This window comes from Agrobacterium fabrum str. C58, from assembly GCF_000092025.1.
In the GTDB taxonomy this organism is placed as follows: domain Bacteria; phylum Pseudomonadota; class Alphaproteobacteria; order Rhizobiales; family Rhizobiaceae; genus Agrobacterium; species Agrobacterium fabrum.
In genome coordinates, this window is record NC_003062.2 from 1,190,568 (window position 1) to 1,213,563 (window position 22,996).

The 22,996-nt window shown below is 59.2% G+C and carries 21 protein-coding genes; 11 read left to right on the plus strand and 10 right to left on the minus strand.

What is annotated here, in order from left to right:
- Positions 1-19 precede the first annotated feature (19 nt).
- The 5 genes from ATU_RS05920 to ATU_RS05940 all read left to right on the plus strand — a co-directional run bounded on the left by ATU_RS05920 (position 20) and on the right by ATU_RS05940 (position 5,812).
- Positions 20-964 carry an ABC transporter permease gene (locus ATU_RS05920; RefSeq protein ID WP_006312799.1) on the plus strand — a complete coding sequence of 315 codons (945 nt, stop codon included), beginning with the start codon at positions 20-22 and terminating at the stop codon, positions 962-964.
- Positions 954-1,859: an ABC transporter permease gene (locus ATU_RS05925; RefSeq protein ID WP_006312798.1), complete on the plus strand. Its 906-nt coding sequence runs from the start codon at positions 954-956 to the stop codon at positions 1,857-1,859. Before ATU_RS05920 ends, ATU_RS05925 begins: the two co-directional genes overlap by 11 nt.
- Before the next feature lie 137 nt (positions 1,860-1,996).
- Positions 1,997-3,064 (plus strand): ABC transporter ATP-binding protein, encoded by a 1,068-nt coding sequence (locus ATU_RS05930; protein WP_010971465.1) that lies wholly within the window; start codon positions 1,997-1,999, stop codon positions 3,062-3,064.
- An 11-nt stretch (positions 3,065-3,075) separates the two neighbouring features.
- Positions 3,076-4,086 carry an ABC transporter ATP-binding protein gene (locus ATU_RS05935; protein ID WP_035256780.1) on the plus strand — a complete coding sequence of 337 codons (1,011 nt, stop codon included), beginning with the start codon at positions 3,076-3,078 and terminating at the stop codon, positions 4,084-4,086.
- Between the two features lie 232 nt (positions 4,087-4,318).
- Positions 4,319-5,812 (plus strand): ABC transporter substrate-binding protein, encoded by a 1,494-nt coding sequence (locus ATU_RS05940; protein ID WP_010971467.1) that lies wholly within the window; start codon positions 4,319-4,321, stop codon positions 5,810-5,812.
- A gap of 333 nt (positions 5,813-6,145) precedes the next feature.
- On the opposite strand, the gene ATU_RS05945 is transcribed toward ATU_RS05940, so the two are convergent.
- Together ATU_RS05945 and ATU_RS05950 are read right to left on the minus strand one after the other, a co-directional pair.
- On the minus strand, positions 6,146-6,400 hold the full coding sequence (locus ATU_RS05945; RefSeq protein WP_010971468.1) for a heavy-metal-associated domain-containing protein: 255 nt from the start codon (positions 6,398-6,400) through the stop codon (positions 6,146-6,148).
- 106 nt (positions 6,401-6,506) lie between these two features.
- Positions 6,507-7,964, minus strand: coding sequence for a TrkH family potassium uptake protein (locus ATU_RS05950; RefSeq protein WP_006312789.1), 1,458 nt, complete (start codon positions 7,962-7,964; stop codon positions 6,507-6,509).
- 80 nt (positions 7,965-8,044) lie between these two features.
- On the opposite strand from ATU_RS05950, the gene ilvA reads away from it, so the two are divergent.
- The 3 genes from ilvA to ATU_RS05965 all read left to right on the plus strand — a co-directional run bounded on the left by ilvA (position 8,045) and on the right by ATU_RS05965 (position 11,188).
- Positions 8,045-9,319, plus strand: a complete 1,275-nt coding sequence (gene ilvA / locus ATU_RS05955) for a threonine ammonia-lyase (protein WP_010971470.1) — start codon at positions 8,045-8,047, stop codon at positions 9,317-9,319.
- A 74-nt stretch (positions 9,320-9,393) separates the two neighbouring features.
- Positions 9,394-9,705 carry an HlyU family transcriptional regulator gene (locus ATU_RS05960; protein ID WP_006312784.1) on the plus strand — a complete coding sequence of 104 codons (312 nt, stop codon included), beginning with the start codon at positions 9,394-9,396 and terminating at the stop codon, positions 9,703-9,705.
- A 217-nt stretch (positions 9,706-9,922) separates the two neighbouring features.
- The gene (locus ATU_RS05965; protein ID WP_010971471.1) at positions 9,923-11,188 is read left to right on the plus strand and encodes a GGDEF domain-containing protein; all 1,266 of its coding nucleotides are present in this window, start codon (positions 9,923-9,925) and stop codon (positions 11,186-11,188) included.
- Positions 11,189-11,227: 39 nt separating this feature from the next.
- Here the strand turns inward: ATU_RS05965 and ATU_RS05970 are convergent, their stop codons facing one another.
- Positions 11,228-11,845, minus strand: coding sequence for an FMN-dependent NADH-azoreductase (locus ATU_RS05970; protein WP_006312782.1), 618 nt, complete (start codon positions 11,843-11,845; stop codon positions 11,228-11,230).
- Between the two features lie 150 nt (positions 11,846-11,995).
- Between ATU_RS05970 and ATU_RS05975 the strand changes: the two genes are divergently transcribed.
- The gene (locus tag ATU_RS05975) at positions 11,996-12,964 is read left to right on the plus strand and encodes a LysR family transcriptional regulator (RefSeq protein ID WP_006312781.1); all 969 of its coding nucleotides are present in this window, start codon (positions 11,996-11,998) and stop codon (positions 12,962-12,964) included.
- Between the two features lie 195 nt (positions 12,965-13,159).
- Here ATU_RS05975 and ATU_RS05980 read toward each other — a convergent pair whose 3' ends face one another.
- The 3 genes from ATU_RS05980 to ATU_RS05990 form a co-directional block, all read right to left on the minus strand.
- A complete protein-coding gene (locus tag ATU_RS05980; RefSeq protein ID WP_010971472.1) occupies positions 13,160-15,148 on the minus strand; it encodes a bifunctional 2',3'-cyclic-nucleotide 2'-phosphodiesterase/3'-nucleotidase in 1,989 nt (662 codons plus the stop codon).
- A gap of 183 nt (positions 15,149-15,331) precedes the next feature.
- The gene (locus ATU_RS05985) at positions 15,332-15,667 is read right to left on the minus strand and encodes a PilZ domain-containing protein (RefSeq protein WP_010972652.1); all 336 of its coding nucleotides are present in this window, start codon (positions 15,665-15,667) and stop codon (positions 15,332-15,334) included.
- A 99-nt stretch (positions 15,668-15,766) separates the two neighbouring features.
- On the minus strand, positions 15,767-16,234 hold the full coding sequence (locus ATU_RS05990; protein WP_010971473.1) for a DUF1203 domain-containing protein: 468 nt from the start codon (positions 16,232-16,234) through the stop codon (positions 15,767-15,769).
- Positions 16,235-16,397: 163 nt separating this feature from the next.
- On the opposite strand from ATU_RS05990, the gene ATU_RS05995 reads away from it, so the two are divergent.
- Both ATU_RS05995 and ATU_RS06000 read left to right on the plus strand, forming a co-directional pair.
- Complete coding sequence (locus ATU_RS05995; RefSeq protein ID WP_035256526.1) at positions 16,398-17,282, plus strand: DUF4344 domain-containing metallopeptidase; 885 nt, start codon at positions 16,398-16,400, stop codon at positions 17,280-17,282.
- Between the two features lie 51 nt (positions 17,283-17,333).
- Positions 17,334-17,978 (plus strand): dihydrofolate reductase family protein, encoded by a 645-nt coding sequence (locus tag ATU_RS06000; protein ID WP_010971475.1) that lies wholly within the window; start codon positions 17,334-17,336, stop codon positions 17,976-17,978.
- Positions 17,979-18,197: 219 nt separating this feature from the next.
- On the opposite strand, the gene sseA is transcribed toward ATU_RS06000, so the two are convergent.
- The 4 genes from sseA to ATU_RS06020 all read right to left on the minus strand — a co-directional run bounded on the left by sseA (position 18,198) and on the right by ATU_RS06020 (position 22,985).
- Entirely contained in the window at positions 18,198-19,619 is a 1,422-nt protein-coding gene (sseA, locus tag ATU_RS06005) for a 3-mercaptopyruvate sulfurtransferase (RefSeq protein ID WP_010971476.1), read from the minus strand.
- 16 nt (positions 19,620-19,635) lie between these two features.
- On the minus strand, positions 19,636-20,373 hold the full coding sequence (locus ATU_RS06010) for an alanyl-tRNA editing protein (protein ID WP_010971477.1): 738 nt from the start codon (positions 20,371-20,373) through the stop codon (positions 19,636-19,638).
- A 12-nt stretch (positions 20,374-20,385) separates the two neighbouring features.
- Positions 20,386-21,423: a cysteine synthase A gene (locus ATU_RS06015; protein ID WP_006312773.1), complete on the minus strand. Its 1,038-nt coding sequence runs from the start codon at positions 21,421-21,423 to the stop codon at positions 20,386-20,388.
- Between the two features lie 122 nt (positions 21,424-21,545).
- The gene (locus ATU_RS06020; RefSeq protein ID WP_010971478.1) at positions 21,546-22,985 is read right to left on the minus strand and encodes a cryptochrome/photolyase family protein; all 1,440 of its coding nucleotides are present in this window, start codon (positions 22,983-22,985) and stop codon (positions 21,546-21,548) included.
- Positions 22,986-22,996: the final 11 nt, after the last annotated feature.

The window sequence follows — 22,996 nt, forward strand, 5'->3', positions numbered from 1 at the left end:
TGATGAAGGAGAGCAGGCCATGTGGATACAGATAATACAGCGCTTCTTTATTCTGTGCCTGATGCTGGCCATTGTCTCCATCATCGCGTTTCTGTTGCCCTATATGACGGGCGGGGATCCGGCACGCACCATCCTCTTCTCGCGCATGCACGATACCGCGCTCGATCCGCACGCGGTGGAGGCGTTGAGGGTCAGTCTTGGGCTCGACCGGCCGCTTTACGTGCAATATTTCACATGGCTGTGGAATGCACTGCGCGGTGATCTCGGTTTTTCTTTCACCAGCAGTCAGCCTGTCGCCAACGAGCTTTTGCGCTCTCTCGGCGTATCAGTGACCCTGGCGCTGACGGCATTGGCCGTCGCGGTCGCCGTGGCGCTGCCGCTCGGCACGCTTGCGGCCATGCGCCCGGGTGGACGGCTCGACAATTTCGCGACACTGATGATCCAGACCTTCGTCGCGACACCGGAATACTGGTTTGCGCCCATGTCGGCGCTGGTCTTTGCGCTTTATCTCGGCTGGTTGCCCTCGGCCGGATGGGACAGCTGGCGTTCGCTGGTGCTGCCTGCGCTGACCCTGACACTGCGGCCGCTCGCCTATTTCACCCAGGTCACCCGTGCCGCCATGGCCGAGGTCTTGCGCGCGCCCTATATCACGGCGGCACGCAGCCGCGGCCTTGGCATGCATGGCACGGTCATGCGCCACGGCATCCGCAACGGCTCGCTGCCGGTGGTCACCTTCTTTGCGCTGTGGCTTGCGGGCTTGCTTGGCGGATCGGTGGTGGTGGAAGTGATCTTCGCCATTCCCGGCATGGGCCGGCTCCTCTACGACGCCGTGATCAATCGCGACATCCCGATGCTGCAGGGCGGTTTCATCTGCATCGTGGCCCTGTCCATCCTGGTCAATACCCTGGCCGACAGCTTCTATGTTCTGATCAATCCAGCCATGCGAGGTCAACATGACCACTAGTCTTTTCCCGAGCGCGCCTGCCGCCGCCATGCCCATGACCTTGCCCACACGCCCGTCGACACTCTCCCGGTTCACGGATTTCATCCGCCGGCGGCACTGGACCTTCTATGCGGGATCGGCAATTTTTCTCGCCATCGTCCTGCTCCTGGTGATCGCGCCCTGGATTTCGCCCTATAATCCGGCACAGCAGAACCTTCGCCTCAGGCTGAATGCGCCGAGCGCCACCTATTGGCTTGGAACAGATCATCTCGGTCGCGATGTCCTGAGCCGGCTCTTGATCGGCGGCCGTTTCACAGTCACGATCGCCGCTATCACTGTCATTCTGTCGGTCGGTATTGGAACCTTCATCGGCATCATCAGCGGCCGCAGCCGCGGTATCCTCGATGAAGTGCTGATGCGCGTGGTCGATCTGCTTATCGCCATACCCGATGTGGTGATTGCGATTTTCCTGGTCGCCATCTTTGGTCCCGGATACGGAACGTTGATCGCGTCGCTAACGATCGTCGGCTGGACGCCTTTTGCGCGGTTGGCGCGGGGACTGACGCTCGCGATCAATTCCCGCGAATATATCCGCGCCGCGGAGGTGCTAGGCTGCACGCGGCGCTTCATCATCTTCCGGCATATCATTCCCAATACGATCTGGCCGATCGCGGCCGTGGCGTTCCTGCGATTTGGCCACAAGCTGATCACAGTAGGCGGTTTGTCATTCCTGGGGCTCGGCGTGCAGCCGCCGGCCGCCGACTGGGCGCTGATGCTGTCAGATGCACAGGCCTATGCCGAGCGCATGCCAATTCTCGTCATCGCACCGGGTCTCGCGATCTTCCTGTCGGCACTCAGCGTGACGTGGATCGGCCATGGCCTCAACCTGGAAACGAAGAAAACGAACAATCATTGATGCCTGCAAACAGGCAAGGACAGATTTGACTAATGTCAAACATAGATGAGGCCGCAGGGCCGGAAGGAGAGTAATATCGTCTGAAGCCGCATGAATACGCAAATGCCTCCGATTCAATAAAAATAAGGGGAACTCTTATGAATATCGAAGGGCAAACGCTTGCCAACACTGCCCTGTCTCCCGAGCGCGCACCGCTTCTGGAAATCGAGGATCTGCACGTTTCGGTGCCGACGCCAAATGGCCGCAAGTTTGTTATTTCGGGCCTGACGCTTTCCGTCAATGCCGGTGAAGTCGTCGCTCTTGTCGGCGAATCCGGATCGGGAAAGAGCATGACGGCTCTGTCGCTGATGCGGCTTCTGCCGCAGGGCGTGGAAATCGATTCCGGCCGTATTTCCTTTGCCGGACGCGACATTCTCGCTCTTTCATCCTCCGAACTCGATGCGCTGCGCGGCGCCGATATCAGCATGCTGTTCCAGCAGCCGCAGGCCATGCTGGACCCGACCAGCCGGGTGAGGACGCAAGTGGCCGAGCCGCTCTGGATCCATCGCAAGATGAGCCGAAGCGCGGCGCTGAACCGGGTCGTCGATCTCCTGTCCGATGTCGGCATTCCCGACCCCTCGGCGCGGGCGCAATGTTTCGCGCATGAGCTTTCCGGCGGCATGGCGCAACGCGTGATGATTGCCGCAGCATTGTCGGGCAATCCGCAGCTGTTGATCGCCGATGAGCCGACGACGGCGCTCGATGTCACCGTGCAGGCACAAATCCTGCGCCTGCTGGACGATGAACGTCGCAAGCGCCGGCTGGCAACGCTACTCATCACCCACGATCTCTCGGTCGTCGCCGCTTTCGCGGACCGGATCGCGGTCATGTATGCCGGCCGCATCGTCGAGGAGGGGCCAACGCAGGCGATCCTGAAGGCGCCGCAGCACCCCTATACCAAGGCGCTCATCAGTTGCTCCCTGCTGACCACGGACAGCGAGGGACAGTTGTTGACGATCCCCGGCTCAAGCGCACAGGCCCATGACATGTCCTGCGGCTGCCGGTTTCATCCGCGCTGCGCGCTTGCCAAGTCGGCAGGCATGGGAGGCCGCTGCATGGCGACCGAACCGGCTTTGAACGCCTTGCCTGAAGGGCGCAAGGCGCGGTGCTGGGCAGTCGGCGACGATCATGCCGATCACGACCATTCCAGCCATGCGGTTTGTTGAAGGAGGCGATGATGTTTTCCAAAGCCATGACACAGATGCCACCATCGGCGGAGAACGGCAGCCGACCCTATGTGGTCGCGAAGAACCTCTGCAAATATTATCCCATATCGGGCCTCGGTCACCGCGTGGTGAAATCCGTGGACGATGTTTCCCTGACGATCGGCGAGGGGGAGGTGCTGGGCCTCGTCGGCGAATCCGGATGCGGCAAAAGCACCGTTGCCGGATTGATCACGCGCCTGACGCACGCGACGCGGGGTGAGGTCAGCATCGGGGATCACGACATATTGCATATGCAGGGCGAAGCGTTGCGGCGCGTGCGCCGGGTCGTGCAACTGGTGTTTCAGGATCCCTATTCCGCGCTCGATCCGCGTATGCGCATTGGCCAGAGCATGGAGGCGCCGCTTGCTCAGCACGGTATCGGCACCCGCGCGGAGCGCACGGCGCGTGTCTTCCGCATGCTGGAGGAAGTCGGTCTGGACGGTTCCTTCTATGATCGGTATCCGAACCAGTGTTCCGGCGGCCAGTTGCAGCGCGTCGTCATCGGCCGCGCGCTTCTTCTCAATCCGAGTTTCCTTGTCTGTGACGAACCGACATCGGCACTCGACGCCTCGATGCGGACGCAGATTCTGAACCTCCTGATGGACATGAAGCGCCGTCACGGCCTGACGGTTCTGATGATTTCCCATGACTTGCGCGTCGTGCGTTATCTCTGTGATCGCATCGCGGTGATGTACCTCGGACGCATCGTTGAAATCGCTGATCGCGAAGAGCTTTTCCGGGCGCCCAAGCACCCCTATACCAAAGCTCTCATCGCCTCGTCGATGCTTGACGAGACCGGACTATATGCGCCCGAAATGCTTCTCGACGGCGATCTGCCGAGCCCGCTCAATCCTCCGGGTGGCTGCAAGTTTCACACCCGCTGCAAATATGCGACCGCGATCTGCGGTGAGGTGGAGCCGGTTCTGGAAGGCGTTTCCGGGGAGCATTTCGCGCGGTGCCACCGCTGGCGGGAATTGGGCTGAGAAACAGCGTACTGAATGTTTTTCAAACGATATGAAAAACAGTTGAATAGTGCGTACGTAAAATAATATCGGAATAAAATTCCGAATACAAAAACATAGTATGGATGTAATTAAGACGGATATTTTATCGTATCCGCCAATAGATATTTTCGCCGTTTATAATAGAAGGAATAATATACTTTATAGTAATTGAATTGTGAGCGTCATCATCAAAAATAAGGGGAATTATCCAATGATAAAGCACGCACTTTTAACCACCTGCGCCATTGCCGGCGCTTTTGGGGCTAATGCCGCAAATGCCGGCACCGTTACTTATGACGATAACTACGCCGTGAAAGCTGCGTGGCAGATGGCGTCAGATGACTCTACTCTCGGCATGCGCGTGGGGTGTTACGAAGGCCTGGTCCGAATTGGCTTCGACATGAGGCTGGAGGCATCACTTGCGGAATCCTGGAAGCAAACGGAACCGAAGGTGTGGGAGTTCAAGCTGCGCAAGGGCGTTAAATTCCAGAACGGCGAAGACTTTAATGCCGCTGCGGCCGTTAATGCCCTCACCCTTCTTCTGAAGGCATCCGTTCCTGCCCGCGCCTTTTCGCCGAAACAGATCGCTGGGGTGGAAGCCGTTGGCGATGATGTTGTGAAGGTGACGACGATCGAACCATCGGTGCTGTTGCCCGCGCAGTTGGCAAGCCCCGCCACCGCCATCCTTGCGCCATCGGCCTATAAAGACGGCAAGATCAATCCGATCGGTACCTGCACCGGACCGTTCGAGATCACGGAGGTCGATCCCAACCAATATATGGTCATGAAGGCCAACCACGGATACTGGGGTGGCATGCCGAAACTGGACGGTGGTCGCGTCAATTTCGTTCCCGACGCCGACACTCGCGCCACCCAGATAAGGACGGGCGAAGTGCAGATTTCTCGTCTGGTGCCCCCCTGGTCGATCAAAACCATCGAATCCACAAAGGGTGTCAAGGTCGCCGCTATTTCAGTGCCGCGCATTACAGAGTTGCTGCTGAACAATTCCAGGCCACCGTTCAAAGATAAAAAGGTTCGTGAGGCCGTGCGTGCGGCAATCGACGCCGCCGGCATCGCCAGCAGCATTTACGAAGAGAAGGTCAAAAGCGCGAGCATGCCGTTTGCGCCTGGGCAGCCCTGGGCGGCGGAAGAACCCACATCGACCTATGACGTGGCAAAGGCAAAGTCTCTCCTCAAGGAAGCCGGCATCGCGCCGGGCAGCCTGAAAGTCACCATTCTTGCTTACACGATGAAGACCGAATTGAAAGATGTGGCCGCGATTATTCAGGCGCAGTTGGAGGAGATCGGTATCAAGGTCGATGTCCGCGTCGCAGAATATAGCGCGATCGAGCCCGACCTTCTCGCCGGCAACTTCGACATGGTGTTGCTCTCCCGTGGTTACGCCACGGACGTCATCGAGCCGGCTGGATATCTCAACGCCGACTATTCCTGCACCGGAACGTACAACATCTCGCATTATTGCAATGAAGAAACGGACAAGTTGATCAAGGCCGCCTATGCCGAAGTCGAACCAGCGAAGCGTTACGCGATCTACGGTCAGATAGCGAAGAAGATCTATGACGATGCCGTCTCGGTCTTCCTCGTCCACGAGACCGTGTTCGATGCCTATTCCGAGAAACTCGAAAATTTCCGACCGCACCCGATCAACTATTTCGTGCTGACGAAGGAACTGTCGATCAAGTAGATCGACGTTATGAAAAAGACCCGGCTCCCAGGAGCCGGGTTCCACAAAGACGTAGTCCGGACTTTGAAAACCCGATCAATGTTCCCCGCTCTTGCACGCGCATAAGCCCGGCAGCAAGCGCGGGGTTTTGTCACGACCGATATTGCGCGGCGGCACCGTTTTGGATTGGCGCAACGTTCTGCCGTCTTGTCCGATGAAGAGGAGAAGATATCTGCCGGGAAGGATGGAGCGATCGTTGAAGGCATCCAACGGCGTCACGCAAATGGAGCGTGCACTCGGGCATAGGGCAAACCGACGGCCGCATGGAAAAGCCGCCGCCGGTATCTCTTCGGATCAGGCGCGCGCTTCCGGCGTATAACCAGCGGCGGTGATGATTTCAGCAATGTGTGCCGCGTCGGAGACGCCGCCGACCACGACCGTGCGGCTTGCAGGGTCTGCATGCACAGCAGCACCGGGAACGGTCTTTTCGATCGCGCCCTTGATCACGCCGGCGCAGTGACCGCAGGTCATGTCTTCAACGTGGAAAGAAAGGCCTGCATTATCAGGTGCGGTGGTGGTTTCGGCATGATGCTGATGAGCGGTGCACATAGGCGGTTCTCCATGGTTTGGAATTATAACAGGTGGAGCCTGAACTATTCCAACGTGGGAAGGTCAAGCGCTTTATTCGCCCCTGCGCAACATCTGTTTCGCCGGATCAGCTGCGCCAGAAAATCGGCATCAGCAGCACGAGCACCGTCAGGATTTCCAGGCGCCCGAGCAGCATCAGGACGGACAGGAGATAGAGCGCCGGTTCGCTGATGGTGGAGAAATTGCCGGCCGGGCCGATGATGGGGCCGATACCCGGGCCGACATTGGCAAGCGAGGTCGCAACGGCCGAGGTGGCGGTGAGGAAATCATAACCCATCAGGCTCATGGCAAGGCTACCGGCGATCCACAGGGCGATAAAACAACTGACAAAAAGGAAGATCGTACGGATCGTGTCCGGATCGACCACCTGCTGGCCATAACGCACGGAATAGACGGCGTTCGGATAGATCAGTTTTTTGAGGCCGGCCCGCACCACGTTGAACATGATGAGAAAACGATAGGCCTTGATGCCGCCCGCCGTCGAGCCGGAACAGCCGCCCATGAACGTCGCGAAAAAGGCGACGACAACGACGAAGGGCCCCCAGAGCGTATAGTCATCGCTCGCAAAACCGCCGGTCGAGAGGATCGAGGTCATGTTGAAGAAGGAATGGCTGAGCGCATCGTCCAGCGGCACGCCGTTCCTGAAATGATGATAAACGCCGACCGCAATCGAGATCGCGCAGAGATAACCAAGGAAGACGGCGATCTGCGGGTCACGCAGCGTCTCCAGCCGGCGGCGCACCGCAAGCAGGATCATGACTGAGAAGGGCAGGCTGCCGAAGATCAGGAAGATGGTGGCAATCCACAGCAGGGCGGTATTGTTGAAATAGGCAAAGGAGGCGTCGTGGGTGGAAAACCCACCGGTCGCGACCGTCGACATGGCATGGTTCAGCGCATCGAAATGTGACATGCCGGCAAAGTCATAGGCCATGGTGCAGGCGAGCGTCATGATGATGTAGATCGCCACGAAAGCCCGTGTAAAGCTTGCCAGCCGCGCGAAGGGCCGGTCGTTGCCGGTATCGGAAGACTCCATGCGAAAGAAGGTCATGCCGCCCACGCGCAGCAACGGCAGGATGAAGAGACCGAGTGCGACGATACCGATGCCGCCGAGCCAGCAGAGCAGCGACCGCCAGAGGAGAATGCCCTGCGGCGCGTGGTCTAGCCCGGATATGGCGGTCGATCCTGTCGTGGTGATGGCGGAAACGGATTCAAAGAGCGCTTGACCGGGCGTCAGACCAAGTTCGGACAGGTAAAGCGGCACCGCGCCGACGATGGAAAACACCAGCCACAGCAGGTTGACGAGCAGGAAGCCGAAACGTTTGTTGAAGGAGGTGATAGGGCCGCGGGTGGCGAGCGCGCAGGCCAGCGAGAAGCCGCCGCACATGAAACCCGAAAGCGCAAACACCATCCAGTCGTCATTGCCGTAATAAAGATCGGTCAGCGCCGGCAGGAACATGGCCGTTGCAAGGTAGAGCCCGAAGATGGACGCCACATAGATGACGGAGCGCAGGAGGTTGCTGTTCAAGAAATGAAACCCAGAGTTCGTGGCCGCGCTGAAATGAGTCTTTGTCTCCGACGCCTTCCTATGGCATAGCGGGTGCCATTATGAATTTCAATGGATTGACTATCGTGGACAAGCAGCTTGTGGAAGCAGCGCGGCGGGAAGTGCGGGAGATATTCCCGGAAACGCCGCTGCAGTTGAATGAACATCTCAGCCGTCGCTATGGCGCATCGATTTGGCTGAAGCGTGAGGATCTGTCCCCGGTTCGTTCCTACAAGATTAGAGGCGCATTCAATTTTCTCCGCAAGGCGGTGGCCAAGGCTGGCAAGGACAAGGTTTTCGTCTGCGCGTCCGCCGGCAACCACGCCCAGGGCTTTGCTTTCGCCTGCCGCCATTTCGGCGTTCACGGCGTCGTTTTCATGCCGGTGACGACACCGCAGCAGAAGATCGAAAAAACCCGCATCTTTGGCGGAGAGTTCATCAAGATCCGTCTGGTGGGCGATATCTTCGACCAGTGTTACGCCGCTGCGCGTCAGCATGTGCAGGACCATGACGGCTACATGGTTCCGCCCTTTGACCATGAGGATATTATCGAAGGCCAGGCGACGGTCGCCGCCGAGATCATGGACCAGCTGCCCGAAGGCACCAAACCTGACATCGTCGTGATGCCTGTCGGTGGTGGCGGTCTTTCGGCCGGCCTGACCGGGTTTCTGGCCGGCACGGTGAAGAAGGAGAACTTCGTGTTCTGCGAGCCGGAAGGCGCGCCCAGCCTGAAAAAGAGCCTGGAACGTGGCGAACCGGTGACGCTGAACAAGGTCGACAATTTTGTCGATGGTGCCGCCGTTGCCCGCATCGGCGACCTGAACTTCAAGGCGCTGAAGGATTTTCCGGCCGAGCAGGTGATGCTCATCCCGGAAAATGCGATCTGCGTGACGATCATCGAGATGCTGAACCTAGAAGGCGTGGTGCTGGAGCCTGCGGGCGCCCTGTCCATCGCCGCGCTGGAAAGGCTCGGCCGCGAGAGGCTGGAAGGCAAGACGGTCATCGCCGTGGTCTCCGGCGGTAATTTCGATTTCGAGCGCCTGCCGGACGTCAAGGAACGCGCCATGCGTTACACCGGCGTGAAGAAGTACTTCATCCTGCGCCTGCCGCAGCGCCCCGGCGCGCTGCGCGATTTCCTCAATCTGCTCGGTCCGGACGACGATATCGCCCGTTTCGAATATCTGAAGAAATCCGCCCGCAATTTCGGCTCGATCCTGATCGGCATCGAGACCAATGCGCAGGAAAACTTCGCCGGGTTGCTGGAGCGCTTCGAGGCAGCCGGTCTCGGCTATGAGGATATTACCGAAAACGACATCTTGTCGAACCTGATCATCTGATCGGGAACGAACGACAGGGAAGGGCGGATCACCTCCGCCCTTCAAACGTGATATTGATTGAGGGAGTGAAAGCCATGGCATCGTTTTTTTCCAAAATCCTCTCGGCCTTCGGCTCCGGCCAGCCGTCTTCCGACGCGCCGCAGAAGGTGGCGCAGGCCGAGCCGCATGCGCATGGCGACTATCTGATCTATGCGACCCCGATCAAGGAAGGCGGCCAGTTCCGCCTGGCGGGCCGTATCGAAAAAAAGGCCGGTGACGAAGTGCTGGTGCATGAATTCGTGCGCGCCGATGTCTTCACCAGCCTGGACGATGCGGTGGAGTTCACGATCCGCAAGGCGAAACTCATCATCGATCAGAACGGCGCATCACTTTTCCCAGGAAAATGATGACGTTTTCTTGCTCCGGACATTAAGATTCCGTTGTTTGCTTCGGCCTATCGTTTCTAGAGCATTTCCAGCAAAAGTGTACTCGGTTTTGCGTCCGGAAATGCGCAGAACAAAGAGTTAGAGCAATTCCGGTGAACCGCGTTCACAGCAATTGCTCTAGAGGGCGTGGAGTCGCGTCAATCAACCAGCGCGATATGGATCGATAGGGCGTGTGCCGATGCAATGGGCAAATCTGGCCCTCTTTCTGACGGAGGCCATCGTCTATTTTTCGGTAATGACGGCATTCCTTCATTACCGGCATATTCTCGGCATCGGTGTTTTTCTCACCGCGCTGGGCGTCATGCATTTCCTTGAAACCTATCTGGCCGCCGTTTTTTACGTGCAGCTGCCCTTTGGCGTGGCATCGCCCGGCTCCTCGATCCTTTTTGCCGGCAAGCTGATGATGATCCTCATGCTCTATATGCGCGAGGATGCCGCCGTGGTGCGACAGCCGATATACGGCCTGTTTCTCGGCAATATATTGACCGTCATCATGGCGCAGATCATCCGTTTTCACCAAACGGTGGCGATCGTTCCCGGCCAGTCGGTCAGTACCGGCTTTCTCGATGAGATGGGCATCCTGATGGTCTGGGGAACCAGCCTTCTCTACATCGACGCCATCGCCATCATCCTGTTTTACGAGAAGCTCGGGCGTTATCTGCAGCGCCATATCGTGCTGCGCTTCGCGATCTGCGGCGTCGTTATCCTGAGCTTCGATCAGGCGGGTTTTTATGGGGCGTTGCGGTTGTTGTTCAACGCACCTGTTGATGTCTTTTACGATGGCTGGAAGGCGAAGATGGCGGCGGTCGGCATCTATTCGCTGCTCTTTGCCACCTATCTCTGGCTGACAGCGGCCAAGGGCCGCTTTCTGACACGGCGCAGCGTTGCCGATGTCTTCAACGACTTGACCTTCCGGGAACGCTATGAGGAGCTTTTGTCCCGCTCGGGACGCGATATGCTGACCGGCGTATCGGACCGCGCCCGCATGGAACTTGATGCGCCCTCCCTCGTCGTGGAGTGCCTGGAGAAGCGGCGGCCGGTCAGCGTGCTGATCGTCGATATCGACCATTTCAAGACCGTCAATGACACGTTCGGGCACCTGCAGGGCGATGAGATCTTGCGGGAATTCGCCGCCGTACTGAAACGCGCCGTGCAGCCGCTGGGACATCTTTACCGTTTCGGCGGCGAGGAATTCGTCGCGCTCCTGCCGGCGATGACGCATGAAACAGCGCTTGCATTTTCGGCCAGTCTCCGGGTGGCGGTCCTCGCGGAGCTGCAACGGCCGGACGGTTCGCCGCTGACTGTCAGTATCGGCGTCGCTACCGCCTTCGAGGATGGGCAGCTTTTCCGCGCGCTTTTATCGGAGGCCGATGCGTGGCTCTACGCGGCAAAAAATAACGGCCGGGACCAGGTCCACGGCCGTCATGGCATGTGGGTCGGCTGATGCCGGCGATAGCCCGCATCAGCCTTCATTCAACGGGAATCAGGCGGCCTGCGCTAGTTCTTCGACCTTGGCTTCGGCAGCAGCAACGGCCTTTTCGACGGCTTCCGGGCCGAACGCCAGGCCTTCGACATAGATAACTTCCACGTCAGTCATGCCCATGAAGCCAAGAACGGTCTTGAGGTAGGGAACGGCGTGGTTCATCGAAACGGCCGGGCCTTCGGAATAAACGCCGGCGGCGGCCAGCACGATATAGACCTTCTTGCCGGTGGCGAGGCCAACCGGGCCGGTTTCGGTGTATTTGAAGGTCTGGCCGGCGCGGGCGACGTTGTCGATCCATGACTTCAGGCCGGAATAGATGTTGAAGTTGATGAGGCCGGTGCCGATGACGACAGTGTCGGCGGCCAGAAGCTCGGTGACGAGCTTGTCGGAGTAATCGGCAGCAACCGATTCTTCGGCCGTGCGCTGGTCGGCGGGCTTGCGGATCGCGGCGGTCTTGACGGTGTCGAGATGCGGAATCGGATCAGCGGCGAGATCGCGGTGGACAAGGGTGTTGGAAGCCGACTTGGCCTTCAGCTTGCCAGCCAGTTCACCGGCGAACTTGTTCGAAACGGACTCGTCGCCGCGCGGGCTGGAGGTGATGAGCAGAATGTTGGACATGGTCTTTTCCTTGCTTATGCGATGAATTGACGGGCGCCTTGGGAGGGCGGGAGAGCACGATGCCCTGCCTTTGCGCTCTATATGAAAAATTACTGCCATCAAGAAAACCGTGATAATGTGGAAGCAATCTATCGATGAAATGGATGGCACATGGACGCGAACCCGACGCTCGATCAATTGCAGGTGTTTTTGACGGTTGCCGAGACCGGAAGTTTTTCTGCCGCCGCACGAGCGCTCAATCGCGCTCAGTCGGTTGTCAGCTACACCATCGCCAATCTTGAGGCACAGCTTGAGGTGGTTCTGTTCGAACGCAATGGCGTGCGCCAGCCCAAGCTGACCGATGAGGGCCGCGCCATGCTGGAGGATGCAAGGCGCATCGTTGCCGGTTTGCAGGAAATGCGCGCCCGTGCCAAGGGGCTGAAGCAGGGCCTTGAAGCGGAGCTTTCCGTCGCCATCAGCACCATGGTGCCGGCTGAGGCAGTCGTCGCCGTGTTGCGGGATTTTCGCGAACAGTTCCCCACCGTCACGCTCAGCCTCAATGTCGGCGAGCTGGGCATGGTCATGGATATGGTGCTTTCCCGAAAGGCCGGCATCGGCATCGGCGGGGCGGTGTTGCGCCAGGACGATGACCTCGTCATGGAAAAGGTTGGCCATTCCTTCATGTTGCCGGTGGTTGCGGCCGATCACCCGCTGGCGCAGATCGAGCGGCCGCTGGTTCTCGCTGACGTGCGCGAGGAGGTTCAACTCGTGGTGACGGATGCCTCCGGCCTGACCAAGGGACGGGATTTCAACGTGCTGTCCTACAAGACATGGCGCGTCAGCGACATCGCCACCAAATACCAGCTCATCAAGGGTGGCCTCGGCTGGGGCGGTCTGCCTGCCTCGATCGTGCGGAATGATCTCACCAATGGCAGCCTGAAGGCGCTTGAACTAGAAGCCTATGAGCAGGGCGAATATCCGCTCTTCACGCTGCGGCGCGTCGATTCACCGGCTGGACCCGCCGGCCAGTGGCTCGCGCAAGCCTTCCAAGAGCGCCTGTCGGCTTGCCCGAACCACAAGGATTTCAACGGGATGCTGGAGGCGAGCAAGCAGAGGACAATGGCTGTCGCCGCGGAGTGACATTGGCTGCAGCCACTACCGTTATATTTGGATCAAGAAGGTGCCGCTTGCTTCTCCTCCCCGGCAGGGAGATGGAACAAGCGGCGGCGTAGGGCCCTTGCCTCGGCGCGATCACCGCACGGCGATAGTCGGTCTGGCGCATCGGTTCTGAAGAAGTGCTCTCCCGCCGATGTATCACCGGGAGAGTCGTGTTCCCTAGAGAACCAGACGGAACTTCGCGAAACCTTCCGCACCGTCACCAGCATCCTCGATTTTCGCGCCCTTGATTTCCGCCGCATAGTGGCGGCCTTTGGGGCCGGTCTCGAAGATTGCCGTGGTATTGGCCACCGGTGCAAAGGACCAGTTGGCATCCGCGGACGGATTGATGGTGCCCTGATCGATGATATAGCGCACGATCACGTCGCGGTTGGTATCGGGCGCTACGAAGATCACCTTGTCACCGGCGATGTCGGGGAATTTACCGCCGCCGCTCGCGCGGTAATTATTGGTGGCCACCACGAATTTCTGCTCGGGATCGATCGGCTTGCCGTTGAACTGGAGGTTCACGATGCGGTTGCTGTCGGGATTGACCGCCTTGCCGTCCTTGTCGAATTTCGCCGGTTTGGAAATGTCGATCTGATAGGTGACGCCGTCGATCACATCGAAATTATAGGACGGGAAGTCGGCGTTGAGCAACGGCGCGTCCTTGGCACCGGCCTCTACCGTGTTGAACATGCCGGCCGACATTTCCAGCCAGTTCTTCACCTGCGCGCCGTTGATCAGCACCGCCTGCACCGTGTTGGGATAGAGATAGAGGTCGGCGACGTTCTTGATGGCGATGTCACCGGCGGGGACATCGGTATAATAATCCGCGCCGCCGCGACCGCCAGACTTGAAGGGCGCTGCTGCGGAGAGCACCGGCAGATCCTTATATTGCCCTTCCTTCAGCATGTCCTTGATGTACCAGGTCTGGGCGTTGGAGACGATCTGCACGGACGGATCATCAGCCACCAGCGCGAAATAGGAGTAGAGCGGCGCGGACGTCTTGCCGACGGGACGGCGCACATAGGCAAGCGCTGCCTCGTGGTCAGTCTTGGCGGCGGCGAGAACCTCCGGCTTGTCAGTGAAATCGGCGACGACCTTGCGACTGTCATCGCGGTGATAGATCGGCCGGGCCTCAGAGGTGAAGTCGACGATCTTCCAACTCTTGCCATCCTTTTCGAGCAAGAGGTCGATGAGGCCCATATGCGAGCCCCAGAAACCGGCCATGACCGCCGGCTTGCCCATCAGCGTGCCCTTGACCGCATCGGCACCCTCGATGCCGTCCCAGGTCTTCGGACCGGGAAAGACAAGATGCTGGTGGCCGGTGAAGATGGCATCGATGCCTTCAACGGCGGCCAGATAAAGCGAGGCGTTTTCCATGCGCTCCGTCTGGCCCTTGCCGTCGATGCCGGAATGGGAAAGGGCGATGATGATATCGGCGCCTTCTTCCTTCATGACAGGCACCCAGGCTTTCGCCGCCTCGACGATGTCGCGCGTCTGGGCCTTGCCCTCGAGGTTCTTGGAATCCCACATCATGATCTGCGGCGGCACGAAGCCAATGATGCCGACCTTGACCGGGCTCGTCACGCCGCCGCCATCGCGGATCTGCTTTTCCAGAATGACATAGGGCTTGAAGAACAGCTCGTCGTTTTTTGGATCGGAAGCGAGCTGGCCCTTGGTGAGGTTGGCGCAGACATAGGGGAAACCGGCGCCCGCCAGCGTGTTCGACATATAGTCGAGACCGTAATTGAATTCGTGGTTGCCAAGCGTGCCGCAATCATAGCCCAGCACGTTCATGGCGTTGATGACCGGATGCTTGTCGCCGGCCTTCATGCCGCGCTCATAGGCGATATAGTCGCCGAGCGGGTTGCCCTGCAGAAAGTCGCCATTATCCACCAGCATCGAGTTTCCGGCCTCGGCGCGGATCTTGTCGATGATCGAGGCGGTGCGCGAAAGTCCCATCGTGTCGTTCGGCTTGTCGGCGTAATAATCATAGGGAAAGACGTGAACATGGATGTCAGTCGTTTCCATGATGCGCAGATGCGCCTGATTGGCCGCTGCGCGTGCGGCAAAGGGATGCAGCAACACCAGTGCCGAAGAGGCCGCAATGCCGCCGAGAAGCGAACGGCGGGTGATGGGGTGGAGAGCGAGAAGCGACGACATGGGAACTCCTTCGGATGAAGCTTGCTCTGTCAGGAAAACGACAGGGTAGAAGCAATCGCCGAGGAGTCCATCACCAAAATGACAAGCCCGTGACAGTCGGGCCTGTTTTCAACCGTTTGATAAATTTTTTGTCAGGGAAGCGCGACGGACATGTCGGCGCATTCTGGTTTCGGCACCAAGCGATCAGCGGGCGAGGGTCGGTTTCACTTCTTCGTGGAAGAAGCGGAAATAGGAGGTGAGTTGCGCCAGCGTGTTGGTGGAAAGCTTCAGCTGCAGGCCGAGGCGGTTCTGGTGCTGCCACTGCACCACACCCTCGATGAAGCCCAGATCGTCGCTCTGCACCTTGACCCGGCTGCCCTTGGCGGCGGCGAAAGGTCCGTCCAGTTCGAGAGCCATGCCGGTGGCGGAAAGATCAACCACACGGCCGCGGGTGGACTGGCTGAAATAAAACACCGTCGCGAAGATCCTCGTCTTGCTGCGGGCTGCACTGCGGGTCGCCATATTGAGGTTGTTTGTCATGTTGCTGCTCAAATCAATTTGTTTCCGATACCATGCATCATGCTGCGGAAAGCTTGAGAGCCATTTAGTTCTTCAGTTAAAATTGCAGGTAATTGCCGATTATGCTGTATCGATACGGCACTGATAGCAATTGTTGCGGGCGGAGCGCACATGTACATAAGCGACATCCGCACGCTCAAGAAGATGCCGCGCCCGCGACACGATCTCACCCGTCGCAGTCACCGCGCCGGTGCCGTAGACGATGCGGTCGTCGGCTCCATATCCGCGCACGATATAATTCGGGCTGTCCAGCATCGGCGGAACGGCCGCCGTCTGCGGATAACGCTTACATGCTTGCACATGCAGAAAGACCGGCCCGGTTTCCGCATAGGGTTGAAGCGAGGGAAAGGGCCGGTAGGCGAGGATCAGCATCGCTTCGCCTTCACCGATCTGCGACAGGCAGTGGCGGCAGGGCATGCCGCCCGGCGAAACGGCCTTTTCCGGCATGAGGCCATAGGCGTCGGGAGCACCCGCCCGGAAGGCCTCAGCTTCCTTAGCCGGCATTGCAGTGAAGACGAGATCGGTCATGGCGGGGCCTCTTGGATTGGGATCGGCGTTGCTTGTTTGCAGCTATGATCCCGAAATGGAGCACTATCCACCCGATTCTTGACAAGTGATGCAACCAGCCCATTGCGTGACTCGTTAGCTTCGGGAATCAGTGGCGCTCCTCGTTTCCGGAAGGTCTGATTTTATGTTGCGTCGTTTTCTGGCCGCCGTTCCGCTGGCTTTCGTTTCATTGACGCTTCCGATCGAGGCGGGCGCGCAGGTTGCCTCCGGTCTTGATGGCCTCTCAGACGATCAACTGCAGCAGTCGGTCAATTTCGTCATCGGCAACGCGATCTTCTCGCTCTATCATGAGGGTGCGCGCATGCTGATTTCGGATTTCGGGACGGCGGAGACCGCAAGCGTCCAGTCGCCGGCCGATCAGCTGGCCGGCACGCTGATTCTCCAGGCGAACGAGGAATGGCTCGATACCGCACTCGTCAATGCCACCGACAGCTGGTATCTGGCGCGCGAGGCGGAGACCTTGCCCGAGCATGAGGCCCCCGTTTTTTCCGCGCTGGTGCCGGACAGGAGCCGGGATCGCAACATGGCCTGCCTGATGGTGGGCCGCGACAAGGACGGTTATGGCGATCTGGCCGCGATGATGGGGCTTCCCAATACCGAATTCGACAAATGTGTTGCTTCCTATCCGGGTGTAGCCTCGGCCTGGGAGAATTTCCTCGCGCCTCACCGCAGCCAGACACCCTCGAAATTTTCCGTCAGCTACGTGCCGCCGCGCGATCCGGAACTCGAGCCTTATGCCATCATGGTCAAGGAATCGAAGGTTCTCGATCTCATCAGCCGAAGTTTCAGTGGTTATGGCCTGAAGGGCGACGTCAAGCTGACGGCCAAGTCCTGCGGCCGTCCCGATGTCTACTGGTCGGCCGAAAAGCGCGAAATCACCTATTGCTACGAGCTTGGTAAATTCCAGGCGGAGCTGATCGCCGATCATCTCCTGAACAGCGTCACGGAAGACAAGGGCGCGGCCGGCGGGCAGATCCCCACGGCCGTCAATCTGGAACGCGAAATCTGAGGCTGGTTGCCGAACGCTGGTGAGCTGGCCTCCCTGATGGAGGAGAATGCCATGCCGAAGGTCGTCGTTCGCAATTTCGCCATTTCGCTTGACGGATATGGCGCAGGACCGGACCAGAGCCTGCAGAACCCCTTGGGCGTTAAGGGCGAAGAGCTGCATCAATGGGCCTTCAAGACACGCACCTTCCACCGCATGTTCGGCAAGGAGGGTGGCTCGACCGGGACGGACGAGAATTTTTCCGAAAAGAGCTTCGAGAATATCGGCGCCTGGGTCCTAGGCCGTAACATGTTCGGTCCCGTGCGTGGTGCATGGCCGGATGAAAGCTGGAAGGGCTGGTGGGGCGAGGAGCCGCCTTATCATGTCCCGGTCTTCGTCCTGACCCACCATGCGCGCCCTTCCTTCACCATGAAGGGCGGCACCGAATTCCATTTCGTCACCGATGGCATCGAGGCAGCGCTCGATCGGGCGCTAACAGCTGCGAATGGCAAGGATGTCCGCATCGGCGGCGGCGTCTCGACCATCCGGCAATATATGGCGGCGGGCATGATCGATGAGTTGCATCTGGCGCTTGCACCGGTGTTTCTCGGCAAGGGAGAGCAGCTTTTCGAAGGGCTGGATTTGCCAGCACTTGGTTATCGCTGCACGGGAACGGTGGCGGGCGAGGGCGCAACGCATCTGATTATCGAGAAGGTTTGATTGCTGCTCATAGGCTTTACGTGCTGAGGTTTCCCTCCACCCTCATTCCTGTGCTTGTCACAGGAATCCAGCGGACGCGCGTCTGCGCGACGAGAGAGTCTTTTCAGCCCAAGGACTTGGGCTGACTGGATTACTGTGACGAGCACAGGAATGAGGGAGTGGGGTCGGGCGCACCCTAATTGAGAGCGGTATATGCGGCAGGCTGGGAGAGCCACACCCTCAGTTACGCAGCGAAATTTCCAGAAGCTCCGTATCGGCAAGCGGTTCCACCCAGGCCTCATAGGTGCCGACGGGCGAGAAGCCCATCATCTGGTAAAGCTGCAATGCGCGCGGATGGTCGAGCGTATTCGTGGTCACCGTCACCCGCTGCGGGTTGTCCTGCCAGGCGGCGTAAAGCGCCTGCAGAAGGAACCATTTGCCGACGCCCGCGCCGATCGCCTCTTCGAGCAGCCCGAAATAGGAAAGCTCGGTCACTTCGTCGCTCGCCTTGTTCAGTTCGAAGAAACCGGCGGGCGCGCCGTTCATATAGAGAACCGTGACGCTGTTTTTCGGATCGCGCAGGATGGCGGAAAGCTCGGCATCGCTCATGCGCATGCGCTTCTGCCAATGCCAGCGTTTCCCCACCCGCCAGTAGAGATAGCGGTAGAAGTGCAGGGGGATATTATTGACCCGCATCAGCGCCGTCTGGAGGTTGACCGGGATCGGCAGGCTGACCTTTGGCGGTGCGGTCATTTCCAGCTGTGTCACATGCGCCTTCAGCGGGCCATGGGAAATGACGGGCAGGGGATCGGCAGCGCCGGTGACGACGGGCGTATCTTCGAGCCCACCCCATTCCGACCACGAGCCGTCATAGAGCGAGTTATCGTGATGACCGAGCGATTCCAGTGCCAGCGTAACGACGGCGGCGGTGACGCCCGAGCCACAGCTTGTCACCACTGGCTTGGAAAGATCGATGCCGGCATCGGTGACCATCTTGCGTATGGCGGTCAGATCCTTGAAGTGACCGTTGTCGGAAAAGGCCATCGCCGGCAGGCTGCGCGCGCCGGGCATGTGGCCGGAGCGCATGCCGGCACGCGGCTCGGCCTCGTCGCCGGTGAAACGTCCGGCACCCCGGGCATCGGCAATCTGCTTTTCACCGCTATCGACGATGCCGCGCATGGTCGATAGCGAGGTCACGCGCTTGTCGTTGAAATCGGGTGTGAAGGTGGCGGGTTCGATCTCCGGTGTGCCGGTTTCAAGCGGCCGGCCTTCGCGCTTCCAGCCGTCGAGGCCGCCATCCAGCACATAGGCCTTGCGCACGCCCATCACCCGCAGCATCCACCACACACGCGGCGCGGAGAAGAAACCGGGGCCGTCATAGACCACGATCGTATCATTCTCGCTAAGACCAAGTTCGCCGGCCTCTTGCGCGAAGAATTCCGGCGAGGGCAGGGAATGCGGCAGGCCGGTCGTGTGATCGGCGATCTTGTCCTGGTCGAAGAACACGGCACCCGGCAGGTGGCCGGCGGCATATTCCTCCGCGCCGTTGCGCTTGTGCGCCGGAAGATACCAGGACGCATCAACGACACGAAACCCGGCCGTGCCGAGTTGTTTTTCCACCCAGTCCGCCGAAACGACGAAACGGCTCTTATCCGTGCTCACGATGTCTCTCCTGATTTCAGGCAGCAGCTTCAGGCGCGCCGAAACGAATGCGGAACCGCCTGTTCTCCTTGCCCTTCTTTTCTATCTTGGCAATGTGAATATCGCCCACTTCCTGCGTTTCGGAAACATGGGTTCCGCCGCAGGGCTGGCTGTCGATGCTGGAATTCTCGCCGATGCAGACGAGGCTGACCCGGCCGAGGCCCATTGGCGGGCGCACATTCTTGGATTTGACGATGCCCGGATTGGCCTGCAACTCCTCGTCGCTGATCCATTGCAGGAAGACGGGATGGTTGGCTTTCACCAGCTCCATCAGCTTTGCCGTCACTTCATCCTTTTCGATGGTCTCCGACATGTCGAAATCGACACGCGATTCGTCCTCGCCGACCGCCGCACCGGTGATCGGCCACTGGCAGACAACAGAGAGTAAATGGCAGGCAGTGTGCATGCGCATCAGCTTGTAGCGACGCGGCCAGTCCACATGCAGGGTCAGCTTCTCGCCGATCTCGGGGGAAGGCTGGCCTTCGAGTGGCACATGGACGATCACGCTCTTGTCGGCACCATTTTTCGTGACGCCGAGCTCGATGCGAGATCCGTCAGCCCTTTCGAGAAAGCCGCTATCGCCGGGCTGGCCGCCGGATGTGGCGTAAAAGCAGGTCTGGTCCAGTTCGATGCCGCCATCCTCATGCACCGCCGTGACGATCGCTTCTGCGGTAGAAAGATAAAAATCGTCACGGAACAGGGCATTCACAGGCATTTCGGCATGTCCTCAAACGGTTTCGTAGGGAACCGGAATCTCGCTCTTGGTCGCCAGCCACTGCGGCACGGGAAGCCCCTTGGAGCGCAGGAAATCCGGATTGAAGAGCTTCGACTGATAACGATTACCGTAGTCGCACAGTATCGTCACGATTGTATGCCCCGGACCGAGCTCACGGGCAAGGCGGATTGCGCCGGCAATGTTGATGCCGGAAGAACCGCCGAGGCACAGGCCTTCTTTCGTGACCAGATCGAACAGCACCGGCAGCGCTTCCGCGTCCGAAATACGATAGGAGAAATCCGGTGCGAACCCTTCCAGATTGGCGGTGATGCGCCCCTGTCCGATGCCTTCGGTAATGGAGGAGCCTTCGGACTTCAGGACGCCGTGTTTGTAAAATTCATAAAGGGCGGCACCTTCAGGGTCGGCAAGACCGATCTTGATGTCGGGATTGAAATCGCGCAGGCCGTCGGCGACGCCGGCCAGTGTTCCGCCGGAACCGACCGAGCATATGAAGCCATCGACCTTGCCGTCCGTCTGGTCCCAGATCTCAGGCGCGGTCGTCTCGATATGCGCCTGACGGTTGGCGATATTGTCGAACTGGTTGGCCCAGATCGCGCCGTTTTCATCCGTGGCGGCGAGCTGTTTTGCAAGCCGGCCGGAGACCTTTACGTAATTGTTCGGATTGGAATAAGGCGCGGCCGGTACTTCGACCAGCTTGGCGCCGAGAAGCTTCAGCGCGTCCTTCTTCTCCTGGCTCTGCGTCTCGGGAATGACGATCACCGTCTTGTAGCCGAGCGCATTGGCGACCAGCGACAGGCCGATGCCGGTATTTCCGGCCGTGCCTTCCACGATGGTGCCGCCCGGGCGCAATTGGCCGCGCCGTTCGGCGTCGCGGATGATGTAGAGCGCTGCACGATCCTTCACCGACTGGCCGGGATTGAGGAATTCCGCCTTGCCGAGGATTTCACACCCCGTCGCTTCAGAGGCAGCCTTCAGACGGATGAGCGGCGTGTTGCCGATTGCACTGAGCGCAGAGGAATGAATGGTCATGATCGAGCCTTCTTGTCTGAGCGGAAATTAGGTGCCGTTATGTCCTGTTACAACCGCCTCAAGGCAAGAAATTATCTTCCCGGCTCGGGCTTAGCCACGCAAAATTTTGCCGATACCCAGTTTTATGTGGTCTTCTTCACTGCGGCATAGGCGGCAAGCGCTCTTTCCCGCGCTTTTCCATGGTCAACGATCGGTAGCGGATAGGTCTTGCCGAGTTCGACGCCCGCCTTTTTCAGCGCATCTTTGGGCGCTTCGAACGGCTTGTGGATGTATTTCCGCTCGAGCTTTTCAAGCTCGGGCACGAACCTGCGCACATAATCCCCATCGCCGTCGAATTTCTCTCCCTGCAATATGGGGTTGAAGATGCGGAAGAACGGCGAGGCGTCCGCCCCTGAACCTGCCACCCATTGCCAGTTGGCGGCATTGGACGCCGGGTCCGCATCGACGAGCGTATCGCGAAACCACTTCTCGCCCTTCCGCCAGTCGATCAGCAGATGTTTGATGAGGAAGGACGCCACGATCATGCGCACCCGGTTATGCATGGTGCCATGTTGCCACAATTGCCGCATGCCGGCATCGACGATCGGGTAACCCGTCATGCCGCGCGTCCAGGCCTTGAAGGATTTTTCATCGTCCCGCCAGGAAAAGGCGTCGAAACTGTCGTTCCAGTTCTTTTCGCCCAGCTCCGGGAAATGGAACAGCAAATGGTAGCAGAATTCCCGCCAGACGATTTCCTTGCGGAAACGGCTGATATCATTGGAGGCGATATGTCGCGAAAGCCCTTTCGTGGCGTGCCAGACGGCCGCCGGCGATATCTCACCCGCGGCAAGATGCGGTGAAAGCAGCGACGTCGCGGGTTTTGCCGGAAAATCCCGGCCTTCTTCATAACCTTTCAGGGCGCCATCGATGAAATCATCGAGTTTGTCCAACGCACCGGTTTCGCCGGGGGTCCAGATATCGCTGAAATCCTTTGCCCAGTCCGGCTTGGTGGGTAGCAGCTTCCAGTTGGAGAGTTTCTCGGACTTCGGCCATACTTTCGGTGCTGTCAGGCTCTTTGGCGGATCCGCCGGCGCATGGGGCTCGTCGCTCCCCTCCAGCGCCCGCCAGAAGGGCGTATAGACGCGGTAAGGCCCGCCCGATTTCGTCTGCAGCCGCGATGGCTCATGCAGCAGCTGGCCGGAGAAGCTTCGAACCGTCAGCCCGTCGTCCCGGAGCTTCTGTTTGAGCGCCTTGTCGGTGGCCATGCCGGTCGGATCATAACGGCGGTTCCAGACCACGGTGTCTGCCCCGGTTTCGGATATCAGGTCACGCAGTATCCTCTCTGCATCGCCGCTTGCGAGCACGAGGCGGCCGCCGGCTTTTTCAAGCGAGGAGGAGAGAGCGGCAAGCGAATGGTGGAGCCACCATTCCTGCGCACCCCCTAAGGGACCGGCGGATTTTTCCCTGATATAGACCGGAATAACTGGCCCGCCATGCTCCACTGCGGCGAGCAAAGCAAGATTGTCAGAAAGACGCAGATCCTTGCGGAACCAGACGATGACGGGGGCGGTTTTTAGCGACATGAGAGGTCCCG

Coding starts and splice junctions, on each gene's coding strand:
- ATU_RS05920 (WP_006312799.1), top strand. CDS start 20: ATGTGGATACAGATAATACAGCGCTTCTTTATTCTGTGCCTGATGCTG.
- ATU_RS05925 (WP_006312798.1), top strand. CDS start 954: ATGACCACTAGTCTTTTCCCGAGCGCGCCTGCCGCCGCCATGCCCATG.
- ATU_RS05930 (WP_010971465.1), top strand. CDS start 1,997: ATGAATATCGAAGGGCAAACGCTTGCCAACACTGCCCTGTCTCCCGAG.
- ATU_RS05935 (WP_035256780.1), top strand. CDS start 3,076: ATGTTTTCCAAAGCCATGACACAGATGCCACCATCGGCGGAGAACGGC.
- ATU_RS05940 (WP_010971467.1), top strand. CDS start 4,319: ATGATAAAGCACGCACTTTTAACCACCTGCGCCATTGCCGGCGCTTTT.
- ATU_RS05945 (WP_010971468.1), bottom strand. CDS start 6,400: ATGTGCACCGCTCATCAGCATCATGCCGAAACCACCACCGCACCTGAT.
- ilvA (WP_010971470.1), top strand. CDS start 8,045: ATGAATTTCAATGGATTGACTATCGTGGACAAGCAGCTTGTGGAAGCA.
- ATU_RS05960 (WP_006312784.1), top strand. CDS start 9,394: ATGGCATCGTTTTTTTCCAAAATCCTCTCGGCCTTCGGCTCCGGCCAG.
- ATU_RS05965 (WP_010971471.1), top strand. CDS start 9,923: ATGCAATGGGCAAATCTGGCCCTCTTTCTGACGGAGGCCATCGTCTAT.
- ATU_RS05970 (WP_006312782.1), bottom strand. CDS start 11,845: ATGTCCAACATTCTGCTCATCACCTCCAGCCCGCGCGGCGACGAGTCC.
- ATU_RS05975 (WP_006312781.1), top strand. CDS start 11,996: ATGGACGCGAACCCGACGCTCGATCAATTGCAGGTGTTTTTGACGGTT.
- ATU_RS05980 (WP_010971472.1), bottom strand. CDS start 15,148: ATGTCGTCGCTTCTCGCTCTCCACCCCATCACCCGCCGTTCGCTTCTC.
- ATU_RS05985 (WP_010972652.1), bottom strand. CDS start 15,667: ATGACAAACAACCTCAATATGGCGACCCGCAGTGCAGCCCGCAGCAAG.
- ATU_RS05990 (WP_010971473.1), bottom strand. CDS start 16,234: ATGACCGATCTCGTCTTCACTGCAATGCCGGCTAAGGAAGCTGAGGCC.
- ATU_RS05995 (WP_035256526.1), top strand. CDS start 16,398: ATGTTGCGTCGTTTTCTGGCCGCCGTTCCGCTGGCTTTCGTTTCATTG.
- ATU_RS06000 (WP_010971475.1), top strand. CDS start 17,334: ATGCCGAAGGTCGTCGTTCGCAATTTCGCCATTTCGCTTGACGGATAT.
- ATU_RS06010 (WP_010971477.1), bottom strand. CDS start 20,373: ATGCCTGTGAATGCCCTGTTCCGTGACGATTTTTATCTTTCTACCGCA.
- ATU_RS06015 (WP_006312773.1), bottom strand. CDS start 21,423: ATGACCATTCATTCCTCTGCGCTCAGTGCAATCGGCAACACGCCGCTC.
- ATU_RS06020 (WP_010971478.1), bottom strand. CDS start 22,985: ATGTCGCTAAAAACCGCCCCCGTCATCGTCTGGTTCCGCAAGGATCTG.